The organism is Parageobacillus caldoxylosilyticus (assembly GCF_019272935.1).
Classification (GTDB): domain Bacteria; phylum Bacillota; class Bacilli; order Bacillales; family Anoxybacillaceae; genus Saccharococcus; species Saccharococcus caldoxylosilyticus.
On sequence record NZ_CP040553.1, the window covers coordinates 1,691,233 to 1,713,058 of the forward strand.

Here is a 21,826-nt window from a genome sequence, read left to right on the forward strand (position 1 = left end):
ATGCTAGAATAAAAATTGTTTGTTTACGAAGAAGGGAGAAGTAGAACATGAGGAACGTTCCATTTGTTGCAGTGGAAGGCCCAATAGGGGTAGGAAAAACCTCGTTAGCTGCAGCAATCGCCAAACAGTTCCATTATCATTTAGTAAAAGAAATTGTTGAGGAAAATCCATTTCTCGGGAAATTTTATGAAAATATGGAGGAATGGAGCTTCCAAACCGAAATGTTTTTTCTTTGCCATCGCTACAAACAATTAGAGGAGATTCACTGCCGTTTTCTTCAACAAAAAATCCCAGTCGTTGCGGATTATCATATGATAAAAAACTTGATTTTTGCGAAAAGAACGTTAAAAAATCACCACTATCAAAAGTATGCAAAAATCTATGATATTTTAACCGATGGTTTGCCACAGCCGAATATCATCATTTACTTGCATGCCAGCCTTGACACCTTGTTGACACGTATCCAACAACGCGGTCGTGATTTTGAAAAAAACATCGATCCGCTCTATTTACAGCAGCTTTGCACCGACTATGAAGAAACTTTTTCCCTATTCGAGCGGAAACATCCGCACATCCCTGTTCTCCGCTTTAATGGAGATCAGCTTGACTTCGTGCAACGGAAAGAAGATTTACATTACATATTAGAACAAATAAACCATGCAGTAAAAGGAGCTTCATCATGATGAATCTACGTGAAAAATACTACATTCCAGATCATGCAGTCATTACGATCGCCGGCACTGTAGGCATTGGTAAATCGACAATGACAAAAGCATTGGCAAAAGCATTGAATTTCCGCACTTCGTTGGAAAAAGTAGATACGAATCCATACTTGGAGAAGTTTTACGACGATTTTGAGCGTTGGAGTTTTCATTTGCAAATTTATTTTCTCGCCGAGCGGTTTAAAGAGCAAAAGCGGATGTTTGAATACGGCGGCGGGTTTGTTCAAGACCGTTCTATTTATGAAGACGCCCAAATTTTTGCAAAAATGCACTTTGAAAACGGGACGATGACAGCGGTTGATTACGAAACATATACAAGCTTATTCGAGGCAATGGTGATGACACCGTATTTTCCTCATCCCGATTTGCTTATTTATTTGGAAGGGAATTTTGACGAAGTGATGAAACGCATTCGTGAGCGCGGACGTCCAATGGAGCAAAAAACACCCGTATCCTATTGGAAGGAAATGTATGAACGCTATGAAGCATGGATTAACAAATTTAACGTCTGCCCTGTTTTGCGTATAAACATTAACGAATACGACATTATCGAAGATGAGCGATCGATCGAACCGATTATTCAAAAAGCAGCAGCGATTATTCGTGAATATGAACACATAAAAAATAACCGCCTTCGTTAGGCGGTTATTTTTCTTGAAAATAAAAATTCGTTACGATAACGTAACGAATTGTTCCGGATGACAATCTCCACTTATGCGCGTTGGTACTCTTCATTTGCTTTCATGGCGGAGGAGGAGGGATTCGAACCCCCGCGCGCCTTGCGGCGCCTCTCGGTTTTCAAGACCGACCCCTTCAGCCACTTGGGTACTCCTCCGTGCCGACGTCATTCAATATAACATTATCGTCGATAAAAGTCAACATCTTTGTATAGTGAAAGCGGGGCGCAACCCCGCTTCTTTTTGGCTAGCGAATAACGTCTCTGTTTCCCATATATGGGCGCAATACTTCTGGAATGACAACCGTTCCGTCTTCCTGCTGATAATTTTCCAAAATAGCGGCAACCGTACGGCCGATAGCCAAACCTGAGCCATTGAGCGTATGCACATACTCCGGCTTCGCTTTCGGATCGCGACGGAAACGGATATTGGCGCGGCGTGCCTGAAACGCTTCAAAATTGCTGCAAGAAGAAATCTCCCGATACGTTCCGTAGCTTGGCAGCCAGACTTCAATATCGTACGTTTTCGCAGCCGAAAAGCCCAAATCTCCCGTACATAAACATACCACACGATAAGGCAGTCCGAGCAGCTGCAAAATTCTCTCCGCCTGATTCGTCAGTTTTTCTAATTCCTCATACGAATCTTCCGGTTTGACAAACTTCACCAGCTCCACTTTGTTGAACTGATGCTGGCGAATCAGCCCTCTCGTGTCGCGCCCTGCAGAGCCGGCCTCAGCGCGGAAACATGCACTGTAAGCCGCATAGTAGATCGGTAAATCTTCGGCTGATAAAATTTCATCGCGATGCAGATTCGTCACTGGTACTTCCGCCGTCGGAATAAGAAAGTAGTCTTCGTTTTCGACGCGAAATGCATCCTCTTCAAATTTTGGCAGTTGCCCTGTACCCGTCATGCTGGCCCGGTTGACCAAATACGGCGGCAGCACTTCCTGATAGCCAAACTCTTCAATATGCACATCAAGCATAAAGTTAATCAACGCACGCTCCAAACGGGCACCTAGCCCTTTGTAAAAGACAAATCGGCTTCCTGTGACTTTCGCAGCCCGCTCAAAATCAAGAATGCCAAGTTGATCAGCAATTTCCCAATGCGGTTTCGGCTCAAACGAAAACGACCGCGGCTCTCCCCATTTGCGAATTTCCACATTATCTTCCTCTGACTTGCCAACAGGCACCGATTCATGCGGAACGTTTGGAATGGACAACAACAGGGCATTTAGCTCCTCTTCCACTTGTCGGATCTCTTCATCCATTGCTTTAATGCGCTCGCCAACTTCGCGCATCTGCATAATCAGATGTTCCGCATCTTTTTTCTCACGTTTTAGCACGGCGATTTGTTGCGATACTTCATTTCTTGTATTTTTTAGTTCTTCTGCTTTCGTAATCAGTTCACGCCGCTTTTTGTCAAGCTCTTCAAAGCGATCTATATTCGCCAAATCTTCGCCGCGCTGTTGCAGTTTTTCTTTTACTTCTTGGAAATGGTTGCGTAAAAATTTGATATCGAGCATGAGCCAATACCTCCTTCGTTTATTATTATATAAAATAAAAACTCTCGTCCCAAAAAGGGACGAGAGCAATCCCGCGTTGCCACCCTTATTGAAGACAAGGTTGTCTTCCGCTTGCACCGATAACGGCGAAAAACCGAAAATGCTTACTAGCTTACGCATTCAGCATTTTGCTCAAGGACGGATTCACAAGCGTTCCCCATCGGTTCACACCACCCACCGACTCTCTGAAGAGAAACGGTCTTGCTACTAGTTCCTTTCATCGCTTTCGCGTTATACACTTTTGCCGCATTACTTGTATCAATAATGTACTACAAGTTTTTCTCAAACGCAACCCGTTTTATGCTTTGCTTCTTTCACCATATTAAGAAAATATTGCGTCATGCGGTGGTCATCCGTCAATTCAGGATGGAATGAACATCCAAGAAATTGTCCTTGTCTTGCTGCGACAATGCGGTCCTCATATTTGGCCAAAATTTCGACGTCTTCGCCGACTTCCACAATATGTGGAGCGCGGATAAACACGCCGATAAAATCATCAGCAATCCCTGCAATCGAAAGTTCCGCTTCAAAACTTTCGCGCTGACGACCGAAGGAATTTCGCTCGACAGTAATATCCATCAGTCCTAAATGTGGTTCATCGTAGCCGACAATTCGTTTCGCCAGCAAAATTAACCCCGCACACGTGCCGAACATCGGTTTTCCTAACGCGGCAAATTGTTTTAACGGCTCCATAAATCCGTATTTATCCATAAGACGGCGCATCGTTGTACTCTCGCCGCCAGGGAGAATGAGACCATCCAGTTCTGCAAGCTGGTCTGGTTTTTTTACGACAACTGCTTCTGCCCCACATGCTTCAATAGAGCGAACATGTTCTTGTACCGCACCTTGTAAGCCAAGTACTCCAATTTTCATTGTCCCATTGCTCCTTTACTTACCAACCACGCTCTTGCATCCGTTGCTCTGGCAATAATGATGCGACATCAATGCCGCGCATTGCGCCGCCTAATCCTTTCGATAAATGAGCAATTAACTCATAGTCTTCGTAATGGGTGGTAGCTTCAACGATTGCCCGTGCGTATTTTTCTGGATTTTCCGATTTGAAAATACCAGAGCCGACAAATACGCCGTCTGCCCCTAAGTGCATCATCAGTGCCGCGTCTGCCGGAGTCGCGACCCCGCCAGCGGCAAAGTTGACAACTGGAAGACGGCCTAACCGCTTAATTTCACGCAATACTTCGACTGGAGCTCCTAAATTTTTGGCTTCTGTCACTAATTCGTCTTCGCTCATGCTGACCACTTTACGTATTTGCGCATTGACTTTGCGCATATGCCGCACTGCTTCGACAATGTTTCCCGTTCCTGGTTCCCCTTTTGTCCGCAGCATCGATGCGCCTTCCGCAATGCGGCGCGCTGCCTCTCCTAAATCACGGCAGCCGCATACAAAAGGAACGGTAAATTGTCGTTTATCAATATGAAACTCTTCATCGGCTGGCGTCAATACTTCGCTTTCGTCAATATAATCTACCCCTAGCGCCTCCAACACGCGCGCCTCTACGTAATGGCCGATGCGCACTTTGGCCATCACAGGGATCGATACGGCATTCATCACTTCCTCAATGACCGTTGGATCCGCCATGCGAGCCACGCCGCCAGCAGCGCGAATATCAGCAGGAACGCGTTCTAACGCCATTACCGCCACTGCGCCGGCTGCCTCGGCAATTTTCGCTTGTTCCGCATTGACGACATCCATGATGACGCCGCCCTTTTGCATTTCTGCCATCCCTCGTTTGACACGGTCCGTACCCGTAATTGCCATCTTTTATTCCCCCTTATTTCTATCTTCATACTGTGATAGCTGGGTTGAAATATCACAGTTTAGATGATTACATTTTTCTATTTTACCTCAATTTTTTTAAAAATCACAATAGAAAAAGCTCCCTCCAAAGGAAGAAGCTCTTAAAACCAGCCTTTGACCGTTTTTGCTACACTTGTCCATAGATCGCCGAACAATCCGCCGATTCCTCTCATAGTGAGCACAAACCAGTTCGCCTTTTCGACGCTCTCTTTTGCTACGATATTTACGCTCACATTTTTCTTCATGTCCGGATTTAAGAAGCTATACGAATCTTCGCCTTTGTATTGCAATGTCATATATCCAACTTTTTCTCCTTTTTTGATTGGAGCCGTTAATTCGCCTTGATCGGTCAATTTCTTTTTATCGAAAACATAAACAGGACGATAATTTTTTTCTTCGCCGCTTTTCACTAATACAGAGAGCGGCTTGTCCGTTGCAATCGATACAGTCTTTTCTTTCCCCTTTACGACCGGAAGGGTTTTATTCCCTTTCAGTTGATATCCTTTCGGGTATAGTTCTTTCTTAGAGTAATTGCTGAATCCATAGTCAAACAGTTTCCGCGTCTCTTCGAAGCGAGCCTCCCTCGTTGATTTCCCGCTGTTGTCTTTTGCGTTCATCACCACCGTGATGAAACGGACGCCGTTGCGCTTCGCTGTCCCTGTAAAGCAATTTCCTGCAAATTCCGTATATCCTGTCTTTAAACCATCAACTCCTGGGTAGGCATAAACCAACCCTGGCAGCATCCAGTTCCAGTTATCCATCTTAATTTCATCGTCTGTTCCTTCACGGAATGTTTTATGGGTGATACTTGCTGTTTTCAGCACTTCCGGATGATCCTTTAACAAACGGTAGGCCAATGTTGCCATTGCACGTGCTGACATCACATTTTCATCATTTACATTCGTTCCTTCTGAGTGAAAACCTTTTAAATCTTTATTGCTTAATCCAGTCGCATTGACAAATTTGTAGTCTCTCAATCCTAATTGTTTCGCTTTTTCGTTCATCATTTTTACGAAATTTTTCTCGGAACCGCCGACAATTTCAGCAATCGCTACTGTGGCTCCGTTGGCTGAATAAATGGCCATTGCTTCGTAAAGTTCGCGAACAGTATATTTTCCATCTTTCCGCAACGGAACGTTCGACAAACTACGATCTTGCGAAAGCCGGTAAACGTAATCGCTTGGCGTATATTGTTGATCCCATTTTACCCGTTTTTCCTTAATGGCATCTAGCAGTAAATATTCCGTCATCATTTTTGTCATGCTGGCGATACCAAGAACAGTGTCAATGTTTTTTTGATACAAAATTCTCCCTGTGTCGGCGTCCACCAAAATTGCCGCATCAGCATTGATATCCAATGGATCACTCTCTGCTTTTGCTGCTTGAAACGGCAATAAACCTAAACATAAGCAAGCAACAAGGAAACCAATCATCGTTTTTTGTATGACTCTCTTCACTTTCGAACCCTCCTCACACAAACGTTATTGTAACATACCCGCTCACAAAAAAATAGACGGAGAAATTTCTCCGCCTTAAGTTAGGTAAATAGACACAGCCCTATCGTTAGAAAACAGAGTAGTTTGGAGCTTCTTTCGTAATTTGCACGTCATGCGGGTGGCTTTCACGCAATCCGGCACCCGTCATCCGGATAAATTGCGTTTTTTCGCGCAGTTCTTCTAAATTTCTTGTTCCGCAATATCCCATTCCCGCACGCAGGCCGCCAACAAGCTGATAAATAGTGTCCGCTAGCGGTCCTTTGTACGGAACACGCCCTTCGATTCCTTCCGGGACAAATTTTTTGTTGTCCTCTTGGAAATAGCGGTCTTTGCTGCCCCGTTCCATGGCAGCGACCGAACCCATTCCACGGTACACTTTAAACCGTCTTCCTTGATAAATTTCCGTTTCTCCTGGGCTTTCCGATACGCCGGCCAAAAGGCTGCCCAACATCACGGCATGAGCTCCCGCCGCTATCGCCTTTACGATGTCTCCGGAATATTTAATTCCGCCATCAGCGATAATCGGGACGCCATGTTTGCGCGCTTCTGTCGCACAATCGTATATCGCCGTAATTTGCGGCACCCCAACCCCGGCGACGACACGTGTCGTACAGATGGATCCAGGCCCGATTCCGACTTTGATGATGTTGGCGCCTGCCTCGATCAAGTCGCGTGTCGCCTCTGCTGTTGCGACATTGCCCGCGATAATGTTTAAATCTGGATATTGCTCACGAATTTTGCGGACAGTCTCGAGGACACCTTTCGAATGGCCGTGCGCCGTGTCCACGACAATGACGTCCACGTTTGCTTCTACAAGCTTTTTCACGCGGATCATCGTATCAGCAGTCACGCCGACAGCAGCCCCGACAATGAGACGTCCTTTGGCGTCCTTAGCGGAGTTTGGAAATTCAATGACTTTTTCAATATCTTTAATGGTAATAAGCCCCTTTAATACTCCATTTTCATCAACGAGCGGTAGTTTTTCCACTTTATACTTTTGCAAAATTTTTTCTGCTTCTTCCAGCGTCGTCCCGACAGGTGCAGTAATTAAATTTTCCTTTGTCATTACGTCGGCGATTTTAATGGAATAATCTTGGATAAAACGCAAATCACGGTTTGTAATAATGCCGACGAGCTTTTGTTCTTTCTCATTGTTCACAATTGGCACGCCGGAAATTCGGTATTTGCTCATTAAATGTTCTGCATCATACACTTGATGCTCAGGGGTTAAGAAAAATGGGTCGGTAATAACTCCTCGTTCCGAACGCTTTACTTTGTCGACTTGCTCGGCTTGCTGTTCAATGGACATGTTTTTATGAATAATGCCAAGACCGCCCTGCCTTGCCATGGCAATCGCCATTTCTGCTTCCGTGACCGTATCCATTCCCGCGCTAATGATCGGAATGTTCAATTGCAACGTTTCACTTAATTTCGTCGTCACATCGACATCACGAGGCAATACATCGGATTTGGCAGGAATGAGAAGCACATCGTCAAAAGTTAATCCTTCTTTGGCAAATTTGGATTCCCACATGTTTTCTCCCCCTTGTCCGGAAATTATTATTAGTAGCTTAACAACTGGTTAAACTACTGTCAAGGAGTATAGAAAATGTTCAACTTTTCAGTTATTTCCACTAAATGATGATAATAAGGAGGATGGAAATGTTTGATTACGGAAACATGCAAAACAAATTTATCATCTTTCATTCAGCTGATACAGCCCAACAGCTTCTTTACCAGTGCTATATTGAACAAGAACGGGCAGATGCCGTGCAAAAGAGCTATACGAACTGTTATCCGTTTCTTTATTATTTAGAACACGGACAAAGCTTTTATGCAACGGCACGTCATGCTCCGTTGTCCATCAAGCCTGTCCTTTTATTTTACGGAATGGTACAGCTTCTAAAGGCTTGTCTCCTTACCGTCGATGCAGATTATCCCGAATCCACTTCCGTCTTGGCGCACGGAGTATCGACAAGAAAAAGAAAGAAACAAGGCTATGAATTTTTGGATGATGAGGTAAAAGTACAAAAGAACGGATTGTTTACTCATTTTTCTGAAAAAATGTTTCATGTGAAACAGCTAACAGGGGAAAAATTTCGCATGGGCACACTGCTGCAACGAATATGTGAGCTACATGAAATGTTTTCGCTATTTAGTGGCAATAAAAAAATATTATCCTTAAAAATAATACATAACCCTTCGAATCATTCCATCGCCATTCCAAAAGATATTTTGGACTATTATCATATGACGTTAAATCGATTTATTTACCACATAGAGCAAGAATGGCATTTTTTAAACATTACGTTTGCCAAAGAGGAAGAGCGGTTTCTTCATTTCCATATGGAATCACCGTTACAGCCAATTGGTTGTGAGCCATTTCTATTTCATCTCAATGGGACATATTACATTCCTACGAAAAGAGAAAAAATATTTATGTTCCCCGAAATCATTGTCCATTATTTATTATTATACAACTTAAGCATGATTTCTCGGTACGAAACGGAGTGGTGGAGTGAGTTATTGCACTCTTATCCGAGCAAAGCATATATCTTGATCGTCCAATTTCTATCTTTAACCGCAGAGAAAGTGCCGTTATTGCTTTATCAATACTTAATAAAGAAATTTCATTCCCTTGATTTTCGATAAAATGAAAAAGCATCCTGCCTATGTGTAAGAGGCAGGATGCTTCATAAACATAATTGCCTAGCGACGACCTACTCTTGCAGGGGCGCTGGCCCCAACTACCATCGGCGCTGGAGAGCTTAACTTCCGTGTTCGGGATGGGAACGGGTGTTTCCTCTCCGCTATAGTCACTAGGCAAGTAATGGACAAGTTTTATTATAATGGAACTATACTCATTGTCAAGAAGTTTTCATTCCTTCAAAACTAGATAACCGTCTGCTTGGAAGAAGCCGGGCGTCCTGCGCTTTTCGTACTGTCTAGCTCCGGCTCGCCGCCGCTCGCCTACGCTTTTCTTGGTTAAGTCCTCGATCGATTAGTATCCGTCAGCTCCACGTGTCGCCACGCTTCCACCTCGGACCTATCGACCTCGTCATCTTCGAGGGATCTTACTCGCTTGACGCGATGGGAAATCTCATCTTGAGGGGGGCTTCACGCTTAGATGCTTTCAGCGCTTATCCCTTCCGCACATAGCTACCCAGCGGTGCCCCTGGCGGGACAACTGGTACACCAGCGGTGCGTCCATCCCGGTCCTCTCGTACTAAGGACAGCTCCTCTCAAATTTCCTGCGCCCGCGACGGATAGGGACCGAACTGTCTCACGACGTTCTGAACCCAGCTCGCGTACCGCTTTAATGGGCGAACAGCCCAACCCTTGGGACCGACTACAGCCCCAGGATGCGATGAGCCGACATCGAGGTGCCAAACCTCCCCGTCGATGTGGACTCTTGGGGGAGATCAGCCTGTTATCCCCGGGGTAGCTTTTATCCGTTGAGCGATGGCCCTTCCATACGGAACCACCGGATCACTAAGCCCGACTTTCGTCCCTGCTCGACCTGTCCGTCTCGCAGTCAAGCTCCCTTGTGCCTTTGCACTCTCCGAATGATTTCCAACCATTCTGAGGGAACCTTTGGGCGCCTCCGTTACCTTTTGGGAGGCGACCGCCCCAGTCAAACTGCCCACCTGACACTGTCTCCCACCCCGATAAGGGGTGCGGGTTAGAATTTCAATACCGCCAGGGTGGTATCCCACCGGCGCCTCCACCGAAGCTGGCGCTCCGGCTTCCCAGGCTCCCACCTATCCTGTACAAGCGATACCAAAATTCCATATCAGGCTGCAGTAAAGCTCCACGGGGTCTTTCCGTCCTGTCGCGGGTAACCTGCATCTTCACAGGTAGTATGATTTCACCGGGTCTCTCGTTGAGACAGTGCCCAAGTCGTTACACCTTTCGTGCGGGTCGGAACTTACCCGACAAGGAATTTCGCTACCTTAGGACCGTTATAGTTACGGCCGCCGTTTACTGGGGCTTCGGTTCGCACCTTCGCTTTCGCTAAGCGCTCCCCTTAACCTTCCAGCACCGGGCAGGTGTCAGCCCCTATACTTCGCCTTTCGGCTTCGCAGAGACCTGTGTTTTTGATAAACAGTCGCTTGGGCCTTTTCACTGCGGCTCCCTCGGGCTCATCACCCAAGAGAGCACCCCTTCTCCCGAAGTTACGGGGTCATTTTGCCGAGTTCCTTAACGAGAGTTCTCCCGCGCACCTTAGGATTCTCTCCTCGCCTACCTGTGTCGGTTTGCGGTACGGGCACCTCTCACCTCGCTAGAGGCTTTTCTTGGCAGTGTAGGATCGGGGACTTCGGGACCGATGGTCCCTTCGCCATCACGGCTCAGCCTTTATGCCAGACGGATTTGCCTATCTGGCAGCCTAACCGCTTGGACAGGCTATTCCAGCAGCCTGCTCGCCCTACCTTCCTGCGTCCCCCCATCGCTCGAACGGTGAGGAGGTGGTACAGGAATCTCTACCTGTTGCCCATCACCTACGCCTTTCGGCCTCGGCTTAGGTCCCGACTAACCCTGAGCGGACGAACCTTCCTCAGGAACCCTTAGGCTTTCGGTGCAGAGGATTCTCACCTCTGTTTTCGCTACTCACACCGGCATTCTCACTTCTAAGCGCTCCACGAGTCCTTCCGGTCTCGCTTCGACGCACTTAGAACGCTCCCCTACCGATGACCAGCGGTCATCCCACAGCTTCGGTGGCACGTTTAGCCCCGGTACATTTTCGGCGCAGAGTCACTCGACCAGTGAGCTATTACGCACTCTTTAAATGATGGCTGCTTCTAAGCCAACATCCTGGTTGTCTGGGCAACTCCACATCCTTTTCCACTTAACGTGCACTTTGGGACCTTAGCTGGTGATCTGGGCTGTTTCCCTCTCGACCACGGATCTTATCACTCGTAGTCTGACTCCCAAGGATAAGTCGTTGGCATTCGGAGTTTGACTGAGTTCGGTAACCCGATGAGGGCCCCTAGCTCAATCAGTGCTCTACCTCCAAGACTCTTCCCTTGAGGCTAGCCCTAAAGCTATTTCGGGGAGAACCAGCTATCTCCAGGTTCGATTGGCATTTCACCCCTACCCACACCTCATCCCCGCACTTTTCAACGTGCGTGGGTTCGGGCCTCCAGTAGGTGTTACCCTACCTTCACCCTGGACATGGGTAGATCACCTGGTTTCGGGTCTACGACGACGTACTATACGCCCTATTCAGACTCGCTTTCGCTGCGGCTCCGTCTTTTCGACTTAACCTCGCACGCCATCGTAACTCGCCGGTTCATTCTACAAAAGGCACGCCATCACCCATTAACGGGCTCTGACTACTTGTAGGCACACGGTTTCAGGTTCTCTTTCACTCCCCTTCCGGGGTGCTTTTCACCTTTCCCTCACGGTACTGGTTCACTATCGGTCACTAGGGAGTATTTAGCCTTGGGAGATGGTCCTCCCTGCTTCCGACGGGATTCCCCGTGTCCCGCCGTACTCAGGAGCCACTCGGGAGGGAACGAAGTTTCGACTACAGGGCTGTCACCTTCTCTGGCGGGCCTTTCCAGACCGCTTCGTCTACCCCGTTCCTTTGTCACTCCCATGTGAGTGGTCCTACAACCCCAAGAGGCAAGCCTCTTGGTTTGGGCTGTTCCCGTTTCGCTCGCCGCTACTCAGGGAATCGCGTTTGCTTTCTTCTCCTCCGGGTACTAAGATGTTTCAGTTCCCCGGGTGTGCCCTCCATACCCTATGGATTCAGGTATGGATACTGCCCCATTACGGGCAGTGGGTTCCCCCATTCGGACATCTCCGGATCAACGCTTGCTTACAGCTCCCCGAAGCGTTTCGGCGTTTGCCCCGTCCTTCATCGGCTCCTAGTGCCAAGGCATCCACCGTGCGCCCTTTCTAACTTAACCAACATCAGCGCTTCTCGGCTTCTTCCTCTGTCTAGCTTCGGCGCCTAGCTCTCTTCTGCCAAATAACCTTCCCCCTCGAAGTGCAAGCACTTCTGCGGGTGAAGAACAGTTGGCTTCGAGAGCTCACCGCGGCGCCTCCGCTTTTCTTTCCGGTTATCTAGTTTTCAAGGAACAAGGCTACTACCTTGAATCAGCTTCTTTGCTGCCTTGCGCCGAGGAATCCAGCTTCTTTGAATTCACTAGAAGACGCAGGCGCAAAATAAATTAAAGTATTTTTTCGCTAAAATGGTGGAGCCTATCGGGATCGAACCGATGACCTCCTGCGTGCAAAGCAGGCGCTCTCCCAGCTGAGCTAAGGCCCCACACATTGATGGGCCTAAGTGGACTTGAACCACCGACCTCACGCTTATCAGGCGTGCGCTCTAACCAGCTGAGCTATAGGCCCATTATGGAAATGGTTAAGGAGAAGTTCCCTCAAAACTAAACAAAACGACAAGCGTCATTATAACTTATTTTAGTGTCATTGTCAATAGGAAGTCGCCTACGCGCTTCCGCTTTTTGTATGTCTAGCTCCAGCGCCTAGCTCTCTTCTGCCAAATAACCTCCCCCCCTCGAAGTACAAGCACTTCTGCGGGTGAAGAACATTTGGCTTCGAGAGCTAATCGCGGCGCTTCCGCTTTTCGTGTCATCCTTAGAAAGGAGGTGATCCAGCCGCACCTTCCGGTACGGCTACCTTGTTACGACTTCACCCCAATCACTTGCCCCACCTTCGGCGGCTGGCTCCCTTGCGGGTTACCTCACCGACTTCGGGTGTTGCAAGCTCTCGTGGTGTGACGGGCGGTGTGTACAAGGCCCGGGAACGTATTCACCGCGGCATGCTGATCCGCGATTACTAGCGATTCCGGCTTCATGCAGGCGAGTTGCAGCCTGCAATCCGAACTGAGAGCGGCTTTTTGGGATTGGCTCCCCCTCGCGGGTTCGCAGCCCTTTGTACCGCCCATTGTAGCACGTGTGTAGCCCAGGTCATAAGGGGCATGATGATTTGACGTCATCCCCACCTTCCTCCGGTTTATCACCGGCAGTCCCCCTAGAGTGCCCAACTGAATGCTGGCAACTAGGGGCGAGGGTTGCGCTCGTTGCGGGACTTAACCCAACATCTCACGACACGAGCTGACGACAACCATGCACCACCTGTCACCCTGTCCCCCGAAGGGGGAACGCCCTGTCTCCAGGGTTGTCAGGGGATGTCAAGACCTGGTAAGGTTCTTCGCGTTGCTTCGAATTAAACCACATGCTCCACCGCTTGTGCGGGCCCCCGTCAATTCCTTTGAGTTTCAGCCTTGCGGCCGTACTCCCCAGGCGGAGTGCTTAACGCGTTAGCTACAGCACTAAAGGGTTTGACCCCTCTAACACTTAGCACTCATCGTTTACGGCGTGGACTACCAGGGTATCTAATCCTGTTTGCTCCCCACGCTTTCGCGCCTCAGCGTCAGTTACAGACCAGAGAGCCGCCTTCGCCACTGGTGTTCCTCCACATCTCTACGCATTTCACCGCTACACGTGGAATTCCGCTCTCCTCTTCTGCACTCAAGTCCCCCAGTTTCCAATGGCCCTCCACGGTTGAGCCGTGGGCTTTCACATCAGACTTAAGGGACCGCCTGCGCGCGCTTTACGCCCAATAATTCCGGACAACGCTCGCCCCCTACGTATTACCGCGGCTGCTGGCACGTAGTTAGCCGGGGCTTTCTCGTTAGGTACCGTCACCGTACCGCCCTATTCGAACGGTACTTCTTCTTCCCTAACAACAGAGCTTTACGATCCGAAGACCTTCTTCGCTCACGCGGCGTCGCTCCGTCAGACTTTCGTCCATTGCGGAAGATTCCCTACTGCTGCCTCCCGTAGGAGTCTGGGCCGTGTCTCAGTCCCAGTGTGGCCGGTCACCCTCTCAGGCCGGCTACGCATCGTCGCCTTGGTGAGCCGTTACCTCACCAACTAGCTAATGCGCCGCGGGCCCATCCGTAAGTGACAGCCGAAGCCGCCTTTCAACCAAAGACCATGCGGTCTTTGGTGTTATCCGGTATTAGCTCCGGTTTCCCGAAGTTATCCCGGTCTTACGGGTAGGTTACCCACGTGTTACTCACCCGTCCGCCGCTAACCGAACAAGAGCAAGCTCCTGTTCGGTCCGCTCGACTTGCATGTATTAGGCACGCCGCCAGCGTTCGTCCTGAGCCAGGATCAAACTCTCCATAGAAAGTTGATTGGCTTGTTTTTGATTGACGCTTGCGTTTTGTTTAGTTTTCAAGGAACTTTAGGAACTTTCATCTCTTAAAGATGACAGCTATTAAATAGTAACTCATAGACAATTAAAAGTCAACACTTTTTTACAAATTATTTATCAAAACACATTGAATCAAGCAAAATTGATTCTATCATGTTTGTCTTTCATGGTACCGTCAAGAATTTTGTGTAATATAATGGGGGTAGGGTTTCTCTGAAATGGATTTGGAATGAATAGGGAACTAGTTTCCTCCACACAGGAGACTGAATATTCAGTCTCCTGTGTGGAAAGGGAGAATCCCCCTATTTTGTTTATTTACAGTATTTGGTTAATGATAACGTTCTTCAAACATTCGCTCGAGGGCTTCCTGTGCTTCGGCAAATCCTCGTAACTTTCGTCCTGCCCATTTCTCATTAAAATCTTGAATGGTCAAATATACGACTTTTTCAGCGGCTTCTAAACTATTCAAACTGTTCATCGGCTTTAGACGTTTCCGAATCTCCTTGATCGTTCGTTCGATGGCATTGGTCGTATAAATCACACTTCGAATACTGCTTGGATAATCCATAAATGTAAGGAGGACATCCAACTCATTGGCCCAAGATTGGACTTCTCTCGGATACTTGCTTGACCATTTCGACTCAAACTGTTGAAACATCTGTAACGCCATCTCCTTATTCGGCGCGCGATAAATCAGCTTGAGATCCTCGGCCACTTCAAATTGGTCTTTTTTCCGAACACGATGGAGCGTGTTACGGACTTTGTGAACGACACAACGCTGCACATCGGCTTTCGGATAAACCGCCTTAAAGGCTTCCTCCAACCCTGGTAGTCCATCGAATACGCCCAGAAGCACTTCCTTGGCGCCTCTTTGGTAGAGGTGTTGAAGAATTTCCTGCCATACATAGGCGCTTTCTTGTCCTCCCACAAAAAAATCAAGAATTTCGCGATATCCTTCTTCGTTCACCCCTAACACCACATAAATGACTTCTTTCTCCACGGTTTCGCGACGAAGTTTTACGTATAAACCATCCAAATATAAGACGGAATAACGCTTGTGCAGTGGACGAGTGTGCCATTTCTCGATGTCTTCCTTCACTACATCGGTAATACGGCTGATCGTTGCAGGAGAATAGGCATTGCCTAAAATTCGTTCAATAAACTTGCCAATTTCACGCGTACTCATGCCACTTTGATACATCCTGATGATGGCTTCCTCCAGCCAGCCGGTGTGGCGTTGGTAAGGAGCGAACAATTGGGTTTGAAATTCTCCGTTTCGGTCTCTAGGGACCAAAAGACCTTCAATCCGGCCATATTGCGTATCTAGATTTCGTTGATAGTAGCCGTTTCTCATATTTGATGTTCCGGCCTGTTCTATTTCGAGGAAATTCTTGATTTCTTCCCGCATGATCAGTTCTAATTTTTCCTTTACAAACTGACGAATGACACTTTCCAGTTGATTTGCCCAGTCGACATTCGGTATACTTTTAGACATAGGTAGGGTTCTCCTTTCTCTGGAATGTTTGGGTTCAATCAGAGAATACCCTACCTTTTTTATTTTGATCTAGTAAAATGCTTTACACAAAATTTTATACATCATCTCTTTCATATTCAACAGTATTTTTTTAAGAAAAAATATTTATCCACCAGCGTTATTAATGAATAATTTCCTCGATATATATATCTCGATGTTCACTTAGAGAAAGAAATTTCTCTTTGTTGGCTAGTTTAACAATTGGTCTTGTCGGTTCTTCCGGCTGTATAAAAATAATTTTGCCTATTTCGCCGTTTGATAATTTAACCACCGTCCCTGTTTGAAAGTTGGCTAAGTGATCTAGCAGTACTTTTATTGCCTCCATGCTTAATTTGCCAAATTGCTCGATTTGCATTTTTTCCAGCGCTTTAAAGGGCGACTGTTTGCGTCGATAAAGGCGTTCGGAAGTCATCGCATGATACATGTCCGCTACCGCCACTATTTTGCTGTATGGATGAATTTGCTGGCCACGAATGCCAAACGGATAGCCGCTTCCGTCAATGCGTTCATGGTGCTGCAATACTGCTAGCTTTGTCCCTTGTTTTAAAGCTGTTATTTTTTGCACCATTCGATAGCCAAATATGGTATGTTGCTGTACTTCTTTGTATTCGCTAGCAGTAAGTGCGGACCGCTTTGTTAAAAGCCTTTTATCGACCTTTGCCATTCCACAGTCGGACAATACACCCGCAAGCGCGATTTGATAACACCCCCCTCTGCTATAATCCATTTGTTTTGCTAAAAAACCTGCTAGCAACCCGACGCTAACCGCATGGTGATATAAATAATCTTCGTCTGTCGCATAACGGTATAATATTAACAACTCTCTCTTATTGTGTATAAATTTGTCTAACAATGGAATAATCATATTTCTTACTTCGGCGATGTCAATCGGGAAACCAGATTGCCATGACTGAAACGCTTTTTTATATTTTTGAACCGCTTTCAGGTAAAGAGATATCGAATGTTCGTTGCTTATAGAACCGTCATGGTGCGCTTCAGGCAATTCTGTCGGGCGGAACGGCTCGCCGTTCGCCAAAACTGGCTCGACACATACTTCCTCAATTAAAAATTTTTCTAATACGTTTAATAACGTTGATGTCACTACCGTATTTTTTAGCATAATTGGTTTTTTCGTTTTCCCCAGCACATCTTCAGCAAGAATACATCCTTCTTGTAACTGGCGAAGCTTTACCCGAATCATCGCTATACACTCCCATGTTTTATTCGTGTAATTTTATACTAACATTATTAGGAAATTAGTTGTAGTACTTTATGCGTATATAAAAAAGAAAGGTGTCACGAAAACAAAGCTTTCGGACACCTTTATTATTTATAATGAATAACTCTCTTGCCTCTCTTGGCTCTCTTCCTCTTTTTCTTCTGTTGGAACTTTCGCTACCGTAGCAACATATTCATGTTCATTTTCTTCCGATAGACGAATTAACTTTACCCCTTGCGTATTTCTTCCTACTCGTGAAATATCGCTGACAGCAATGCGAATGAGGATACCGCTTGTCGTGATAAGCATTAAGTCTTCGTCCCCGTTGACCGTTTTCACCGCAACAACTGGACCGTTTTTCTCCGTCACATTACATGTTTTAATTCCTTTTCCGCCGCGGCTTTGCAGACGATATTCAGAGGCAGGGGTGCGCTTGCCATATCCGTTTTTCGTCACGACTAATACATCACAATCATCCTCTAAAATTTCCATGCCTACTACTTCATCATCCTCATCAAGCGTGATCGCCTTCACTCCCGTTGCACTCCGTCCCATTGTGCGGACATCGGTTTCCGGAAAACGGATAAGCATTCCGTTTTTCGTCCCGACAATAATATGTTTCGATCCATCCGTTAGCTTAACCGAAATAAGCTCGTCCCCTTCGCGCAGATGGATTGCGATTAAACCGTTGTTTCGAATATGGGCGAAGGCAGAAAGTGGACAACGCTTGGCAATGCCTTGTTTTGTGGTAAAGAACAAATATAAATTGTCGTCAAATTCGTCGTGAATAGGGATAATCGTATTAATCCACTCATCTTTATCCAGTTCTAAAAGATTAATAAGCGGAAGTCCTTTCGCGGTCCGACTGTATTCCGGAATTTCATATCCTTTCGCCCGGTATACTTTGCCTTTATTCGTAAAGAATAAAATGGTGTTATGAGTCGACGTAATCAAAAGATGTTCGACAAAATCGTCTTCGGTCGTATGCATGCCTTGGACGCCTCGTCCACCGCGTTTTTGGCTTCTGTACGTAGAAACAGGCAAACGCTTAATATACCCTTTATGTGTGAGGGTGATGACGACATGTTCGCGCGGAATTAAATCTTCATCGTCAAATTCTTCGGCTCCTCCAATGACGATTTCCGTTCTCCGCTCATCGTTAAACCGCTCTTTAATTTCCGTTAGCTCGTCGCGAATAATTTGCAATACTTTTTCCTCATCCGCTAAAATCGCTTTTAATTCAGCGATGAAACGGACAAGATCTTGATATTCTTGTTCAATTTTTTCTCGTTCTAATCCAGTTAACCGTTGCAAACGCATATCTAAAATTGCTTGCGCCTGTTTCTCGCTGAGCGAAAACTGCTTCATCAGCCCTTCCCTAGCGATTTCCGTCGTCTGTGAGCTACGGATTAGGCTAATCACCTCGTCAAGGTGATCAAGAGCAACGCGAAGCCCTTCTAAAATATGGGCGCGGGCTTCCGCCTTTTTCAGCTCGTAAGCTGTCCGGCGGCGGATCACTACTTTCTGATGTTCCAAATAATGCTCCAGACATTCTTTTAAATTTAACACTTTCGGCTGACCATCAACAAGCGCAAGCATGTTAATGCCAAAGCTTGTTTGCAATGCTGTATGTTTATATAGATTGTTTAAAATGACTTTAGCGTTGGCATCGCGGCGCACTTCGATGACGATCCGCATTCCGTTCCGGTCTGACTCGTCGCGTAAATCGGTAATGCCATCAATTTTCTTTTCGCGGACAAGCTCCGCGATGCGTTCAATTAATTTTGCCTTGTTGACTTGATAAGGAAGCTCACGGACGATGATCGTTTCTTTTCCGTTGGACTGCTGTTCGATCTCAACTTTCGCACGCAATGTGATCGAGCCGCGCCCTGTTTCGTATGCTTTACGGATTCCGCTGCGGCCGATAATTTGCCCCGCCGTCGGAAAATCTGGCCCTGGAATGTATTCCATTAAATCGGCCACCGTCATATCAGGATTTTTGCTTAATGCCAAAATGGCGTCGATCACTTCGCCGAGCTGATGCGGCGGAATATTTGTCGCCATCCCTACGGCGATTCCGGATGAGCCGTTTACCAATAAATTAGGAAAGCGCGACGGCAAAACGACTGGTTCTTTCTCCGAACCGTCGTAGTTATCCTGATAATCGATCGTGTCTTTGTTAATGTCGCGTAACAGTTCCATCGCGATTTTGGACATGCGCGCTTCTGTATAACGCATCGCGGCAGCTGCGTCGCCGTCAATCGATCCGAAGTTTCCGTGTCCATCGACAAGCATGTAGCGATAGTTAAAATCTTGCGCCATGCGGACCATCGTGTCGTATACGGCTGCATCGCCGTGCGGGTGATATTTCCCGATGACTTCGCCGACGATGCGGGCCGACTTTTTGTATGGTTTGTCCGCGGTCATGCCAAGATCATGCATGGCATATAAAATACGGCGATGCACAGGCTTTAGCCCGTCGCGCACATCAGGCAATGCCCGCGATACGATGACGCTCATCGCATAATCGAGAAACGAGGAACGCATTTCCTGGCTAATGTTGACTTCACGGATGCGCGGATGTTGATTTTCTGCCATTCAAGAAAACCTCCCTTATAAAAAATTTGGAGTGGGGAGGGTGATTGCTCAACACTCTCCAAACTAAATATCTAAATTTCTTACATACCTTGCGTTTTCTTCGATAAATTGTCTTCGTGGTTCTACTTTGTCTCCCATCAAAATTTCAAACGTTTCATCAGCTTCAATTGCATCTTGCAAACTAACTTGAAGCAGCGTTCTTGTTTCTGGATTCATCGTTGTTTCCCACAACTGCTCTGGGTTCATCTCGCCAAGACCTTTATAACGCTGAATCGTCGGCTTTGGGTTTTCTGGCAATTCCGCAAGAATTTTCTCGAGCTGCCGGTCGTTATAGGCGTACCTTACTTGTTTGCCTTGCTCAATTTTATAAAGCGGCGGTTGGGCGATGTATACATATCCCCGCTCGATAAATTCGCGCATATAACGGTAAAAGAACGTAAGCAGCAATGTGCGAATATGGGCGCCATCGACGTCCGCATCGGTCATAATAATGATTTTATGGTAGCGCGCTTTTGTAATATCGAAGTCTTCACCAATTCCCGTGCCCAGTGCGGTAATAATGGCACGAACTTCATTGTTCGACAAAATTTTATCTAGGCGTGCTTTCTCAACGTTAATAATTTTCCCGCGCAGCGGTAAAATCGCTTGGAAATGACGATCCCGTCCTTGTTTGGCCGAACCGCCGGCAGAGTCTCCTTCGACCACATACAATTCACTGATGGAAGGGTCTTTTGAGGAACAATCCGCTAGTTTTCCAGGCAAGTTAGAAATTTCAAGCGCGCTTTTTCGCCGCGTCAGCTCGCGTGCTTTTTTTGCCGCTACGCGCGCTCGGGCCGCCATCATTCCTTTCTCCACAATTTTCCTTGCTATCGTTGGATTTTCCAATAAAAATGTTTCAAACTGTTCCGAGAAAATCGCATCAGTAACCGTCCGGGCGTCGCTGTTTCCAAGCTTTGTTTTCGTTTGTCCCTCAAACTGCGGAGCCGGATGTTTAATCGAAACGATTGCTGTTAACCCCTCGCGGACATCTTCGCCAGTTAAATTTGGATCATTATCTTTAAAAATTTGCTGTTTGCGTGCGTAATCGTTAATAATGCGCGTCAGTGCCATTTTAAAACCGGATTCATGCGTTCCGCCTTCGTACGTATGAATGTTATTCACAAATGAATAAATATTGCTGCTATAACTATCATTGTATTGAAGCGCAATTTCGACATGAATGCCGTCGCGCTCGCCGGCGATATAAATCGGCTCTTCATGAAGCACTTCACGCGTCCGATTTAAATGTTGAACGTAAGATTGAATACCGCCTTCGTAACAATATTCATTTTTTCGGTTTTCTACCCGCTTATCTTCAAGCGTAATTTTGAGACCGCGATTTAAAAAAGCTAACTCACGGAGACGAGTTGCCAACGTTTCATAATCGAATTCGGTCGTTTCTGTAAAAATTTCTGGATCAGGTTTAAAATGAACGGTAGTGCCTGTCCGATCTGTATCGCCAATCACTTGCAAATCGGTGCAAGGAACGCCGCGCTGATATTTTTGATAATGTATTTTTCCGTCTCTGTATACATATACTTCCAATTTCTCTGATAAAGCATTGACAACAGAAGCGCCAACTCCATGCAGTCCACCCGATACTTTATAACCGCCGCCACCGAATTTGCCCCCGGCGTGCAGAACGGTCATAATCACTTCAACAGCCGGACGTCCCATTTTCTCTTGAATGTCAACAGGGATGCCGCGACCGTTATCTGTAACCGTAATGCTATTATCTTTTTCGACCGTCACGTTTATTTCCGTACAATAACCGGCTAACGCCTCATCGATACTGTTGTCGACAATCTCCCATACGAGATGATGCAGCCCTTTTGGGCCAGTGGAACCAATATACATCCCCGGTCGTTTTCGGACTGCTTCCAGCCCTTCTAATACTTGAATTTGGCTCGCATCATACGTATGTTCGACTTTTTGTTCCATTGTCATGTCCAATCACCTACGCTTTCTTTCCAA

Annotated in this window: 12 protein-coding genes, 3 tRNA genes, 3 rRNA genes and 1 other annotated feature; of the genes, 3 read left to right on the forward strand and 15 right to left on the reverse strand. The window is 46.7% G+C overall.

The window, feature by feature from the left end; genetic code table 11:
- Nucleotides 1-47: 47 nt before the first annotated feature.
- A complete protein-coding gene (locus BV455_RS08700; RefSeq protein ID WP_042411982.1) occupies nucleotides 48-683 on the forward strand; it encodes a deoxynucleoside kinase in 636 nt (211 codons plus the stop codon).
- Nucleotides 683-1,363, forward strand: a complete 681-nt coding sequence (locus BV455_RS08705) for a deoxynucleoside kinase (RefSeq protein ID WP_042411993.1) — start codon at nucleotides 683-685, stop codon at nucleotides 1,361-1,363. Before BV455_RS08700 ends, BV455_RS08705 begins: the two co-directional genes overlap by 1 nt.
- Before the next feature lie 103 nt (nucleotides 1,364-1,466).
- Here BV455_RS08705 and BV455_RS08710 read toward each other — a convergent pair.
- The 6 genes from BV455_RS08710 to guaB all read right to left on the reverse strand — a co-directional run bounded on the left by BV455_RS08710 (nucleotide 1,467) and on the right by guaB (nucleotide 7,806).
- Nucleotides 1,467-1,557: transfer RNA gene (locus BV455_RS08710), tRNA-Ser, on the reverse strand.
- A gap of 89 nt (nucleotides 1,558-1,646) precedes the next feature.
- Nucleotides 1,647-2,921: a serine--tRNA ligase gene (gene serS / locus BV455_RS08715; protein WP_042411980.1), complete on the reverse strand. Its 1,275-nt coding sequence runs from the start codon at nucleotides 2,919-2,921 to the stop codon at nucleotides 1,647-1,649.
- A gap of 52 nt (nucleotides 2,922-2,973) precedes the next feature.
- Nucleotides 2,974-3,190 (reverse strand) — a binding site (T-box leader).
- A 52-nt stretch (nucleotides 3,191-3,242) separates the two neighbouring features.
- Nucleotides 3,243-3,833, reverse strand: a complete 591-nt coding sequence (pdxT, locus tag BV455_RS08720) for a pyridoxal 5'-phosphate synthase glutaminase subunit PdxT (RefSeq protein ID WP_017434500.1) — start codon at nucleotides 3,831-3,833, stop codon at nucleotides 3,243-3,245.
- Nucleotides 3,834-3,852: 19 nt separating this feature from the next.
- Nucleotides 3,853-4,737, reverse strand: coding sequence for a pyridoxal 5'-phosphate synthase lyase subunit PdxS (gene pdxS / locus BV455_RS08725; RefSeq protein ID WP_017434499.1), 885 nt, complete (start codon nucleotides 4,735-4,737; stop codon nucleotides 3,853-3,855).
- Nucleotides 4,738-4,877: 140 nt separating this feature from the next.
- The gene (locus tag BV455_RS08730) at nucleotides 4,878-6,209 is read right to left on the reverse strand and encodes a serine hydrolase (protein ID WP_100225060.1); all 1,332 of its coding nucleotides are present in this window, start codon (nucleotides 6,207-6,209) and stop codon (nucleotides 4,878-4,880) included.
- Nucleotides 6,210-6,339: 130 nt separating this feature from the next.
- Nucleotides 6,340-7,806, reverse strand: a complete 1,467-nt coding sequence (guaB, locus tag BV455_RS08735; protein WP_017434497.1) for an IMP dehydrogenase — start codon at nucleotides 7,804-7,806, stop codon at nucleotides 6,340-6,342.
- 128 nt (nucleotides 7,807-7,934) lie between these two features.
- Here guaB and BV455_RS08740 point away from each other — a divergent pair, with 128 nt between their 5' ends.
- Nucleotides 7,935-8,924 (forward strand): YaaC family protein, encoded by a 990-nt coding sequence (locus BV455_RS08740; RefSeq protein ID WP_042411976.1) that lies wholly within the window; start codon nucleotides 7,935-7,937, stop codon nucleotides 8,922-8,924.
- Nucleotides 8,925-8,979: 55 nt separating this feature from the next.
- Here BV455_RS08740 and rrf read toward each other — a convergent pair.
- From rrf to gyrB, 9 genes are all read right to left on the reverse strand, one after another.
- Nucleotides 8,980-9,096: ribosomal RNA gene (gene rrf / locus BV455_RS08745) — 5S ribosomal RNA — on the reverse strand.
- 157 nt (nucleotides 9,097-9,253) lie between these two features.
- A 23S ribosomal RNA gene (locus tag BV455_RS08750) occupies nucleotides 9,254-12,184 on the reverse strand.
- A gap of 286 nt (nucleotides 12,185-12,470) precedes the next feature.
- A tRNA-Ala gene (locus BV455_RS08755) sits at nucleotides 12,471-12,546 on the reverse strand.
- Nucleotides 12,547-12,555: 9 nt separating this feature from the next.
- Nucleotides 12,556-12,629, reverse strand: a tRNA-Ile gene (locus tag BV455_RS08760).
- Between the two features lie 250 nt (nucleotides 12,630-12,879).
- Nucleotides 12,880-14,435, reverse strand: a 16S ribosomal RNA gene (locus tag BV455_RS08765).
- The 16S, 23S and 5S rRNA genes sit together here with 2 tRNA genes alongside, the layout of an rRNA operon.
- Nucleotides 14,436-14,790: 355 nt before the next feature.
- Nucleotides 14,791-15,957: an IS256 family transposase gene (locus BV455_RS08770; protein ID WP_218687363.1), complete on the reverse strand. Its 1,167-nt coding sequence runs from the start codon at nucleotides 15,955-15,957 to the stop codon at nucleotides 14,791-14,793.
- A 160-nt stretch (nucleotides 15,958-16,117) separates the two neighbouring features.
- Nucleotides 16,118-17,197, reverse strand: a complete 1,080-nt coding sequence (locus tag BV455_RS08775) for an HD-GYP domain-containing protein (RefSeq protein WP_042407015.1) — start codon at nucleotides 17,195-17,197, stop codon at nucleotides 16,118-16,120.
- A 129-nt stretch (nucleotides 17,198-17,326) separates the two neighbouring features.
- Nucleotides 17,327-19,813, reverse strand: a complete 2,487-nt coding sequence (gene gyrA / locus BV455_RS08780; RefSeq protein WP_042407012.1) for a DNA gyrase subunit A — start codon at nucleotides 19,811-19,813, stop codon at nucleotides 17,327-17,329.
- 63 nt (nucleotides 19,814-19,876) lie between these two features.
- A complete protein-coding gene (gene gyrB, locus BV455_RS08785; RefSeq protein WP_042407008.1) occupies nucleotides 19,877-21,799 on the reverse strand; it encodes a DNA topoisomerase (ATP-hydrolyzing) subunit B in 1,923 nt (640 codons plus the stop codon).
- Between the last annotated feature and the right edge of the window lie 27 nt (nucleotides 21,800-21,826).

Excerpts from the sequence above, each read along its gene's own strand:
- BV455_RS08700 (WP_042411982.1), top strand. The coding sequence starts at position 48 with ATGAGGAACGTTCCATTTGTTGCAGTGGAAGGCCCAATAGGGGTAGGA.
- BV455_RS08705 (WP_042411993.1), top strand. The coding sequence starts at position 683 with ATGAATCTACGTGAAAAATACTACATTCCAGATCATGCAGTCATTACG.
- serS (WP_042411980.1), bottom strand. The coding sequence starts at position 2,921 with ATGCTCGATATCAAATTTTTACGCAACCATTTCCAAGAAGTAAAAGAA.
- pdxT (WP_017434500.1), bottom strand. The coding sequence starts at position 3,833 with ATGAAAATTGGAGTACTTGGCTTACAAGGTGCGGTACAAGAACATGTT.
- pdxS (WP_017434499.1), bottom strand. The coding sequence starts at position 4,737 with ATGGCAATTACGGGTACGGACCGTGTCAAACGAGGGATGGCAGAAATG.
- BV455_RS08730 (WP_100225060.1), bottom strand. The coding sequence starts at position 6,209 with ATGATTGGTTTCCTTGTTGCTTGCTTATGTTTAGGTTTATTGCCGTTT.
- guaB (WP_017434497.1), bottom strand. The coding sequence starts at position 7,806 with ATGTGGGAATCCAAATTTGCCAAAGAAGGATTAACTTTTGACGATGTG.
- BV455_RS08740 (WP_042411976.1), top strand. The coding sequence starts at position 7,935 with ATGTTTGATTACGGAAACATGCAAAACAAATTTATCATCTTTCATTCA.
- BV455_RS08770 (WP_218687363.1), bottom strand. The coding sequence starts at position 15,957 with ATGTCTAAAAGTATACCGAATGTCGACTGGGCAAATCAACTGGAAAGT.
- BV455_RS08775 (WP_042407015.1), bottom strand. The coding sequence starts at position 17,197 with ATGATTCGGGTAAAGCTTCGCCAGTTACAAGAAGGATGTATTCTTGCT.
- gyrA (WP_042407012.1), bottom strand. The coding sequence starts at position 19,813 with ATGGCAGAAAATCAACATCCGCGCATCCGTGAAGTCAACATTAGCCAG.
- gyrB (WP_042407008.1), bottom strand. The coding sequence starts at position 21,799 with ATGACAATGGAACAAAAAGTCGAACATACGTATGATGCGAGCCAAATT.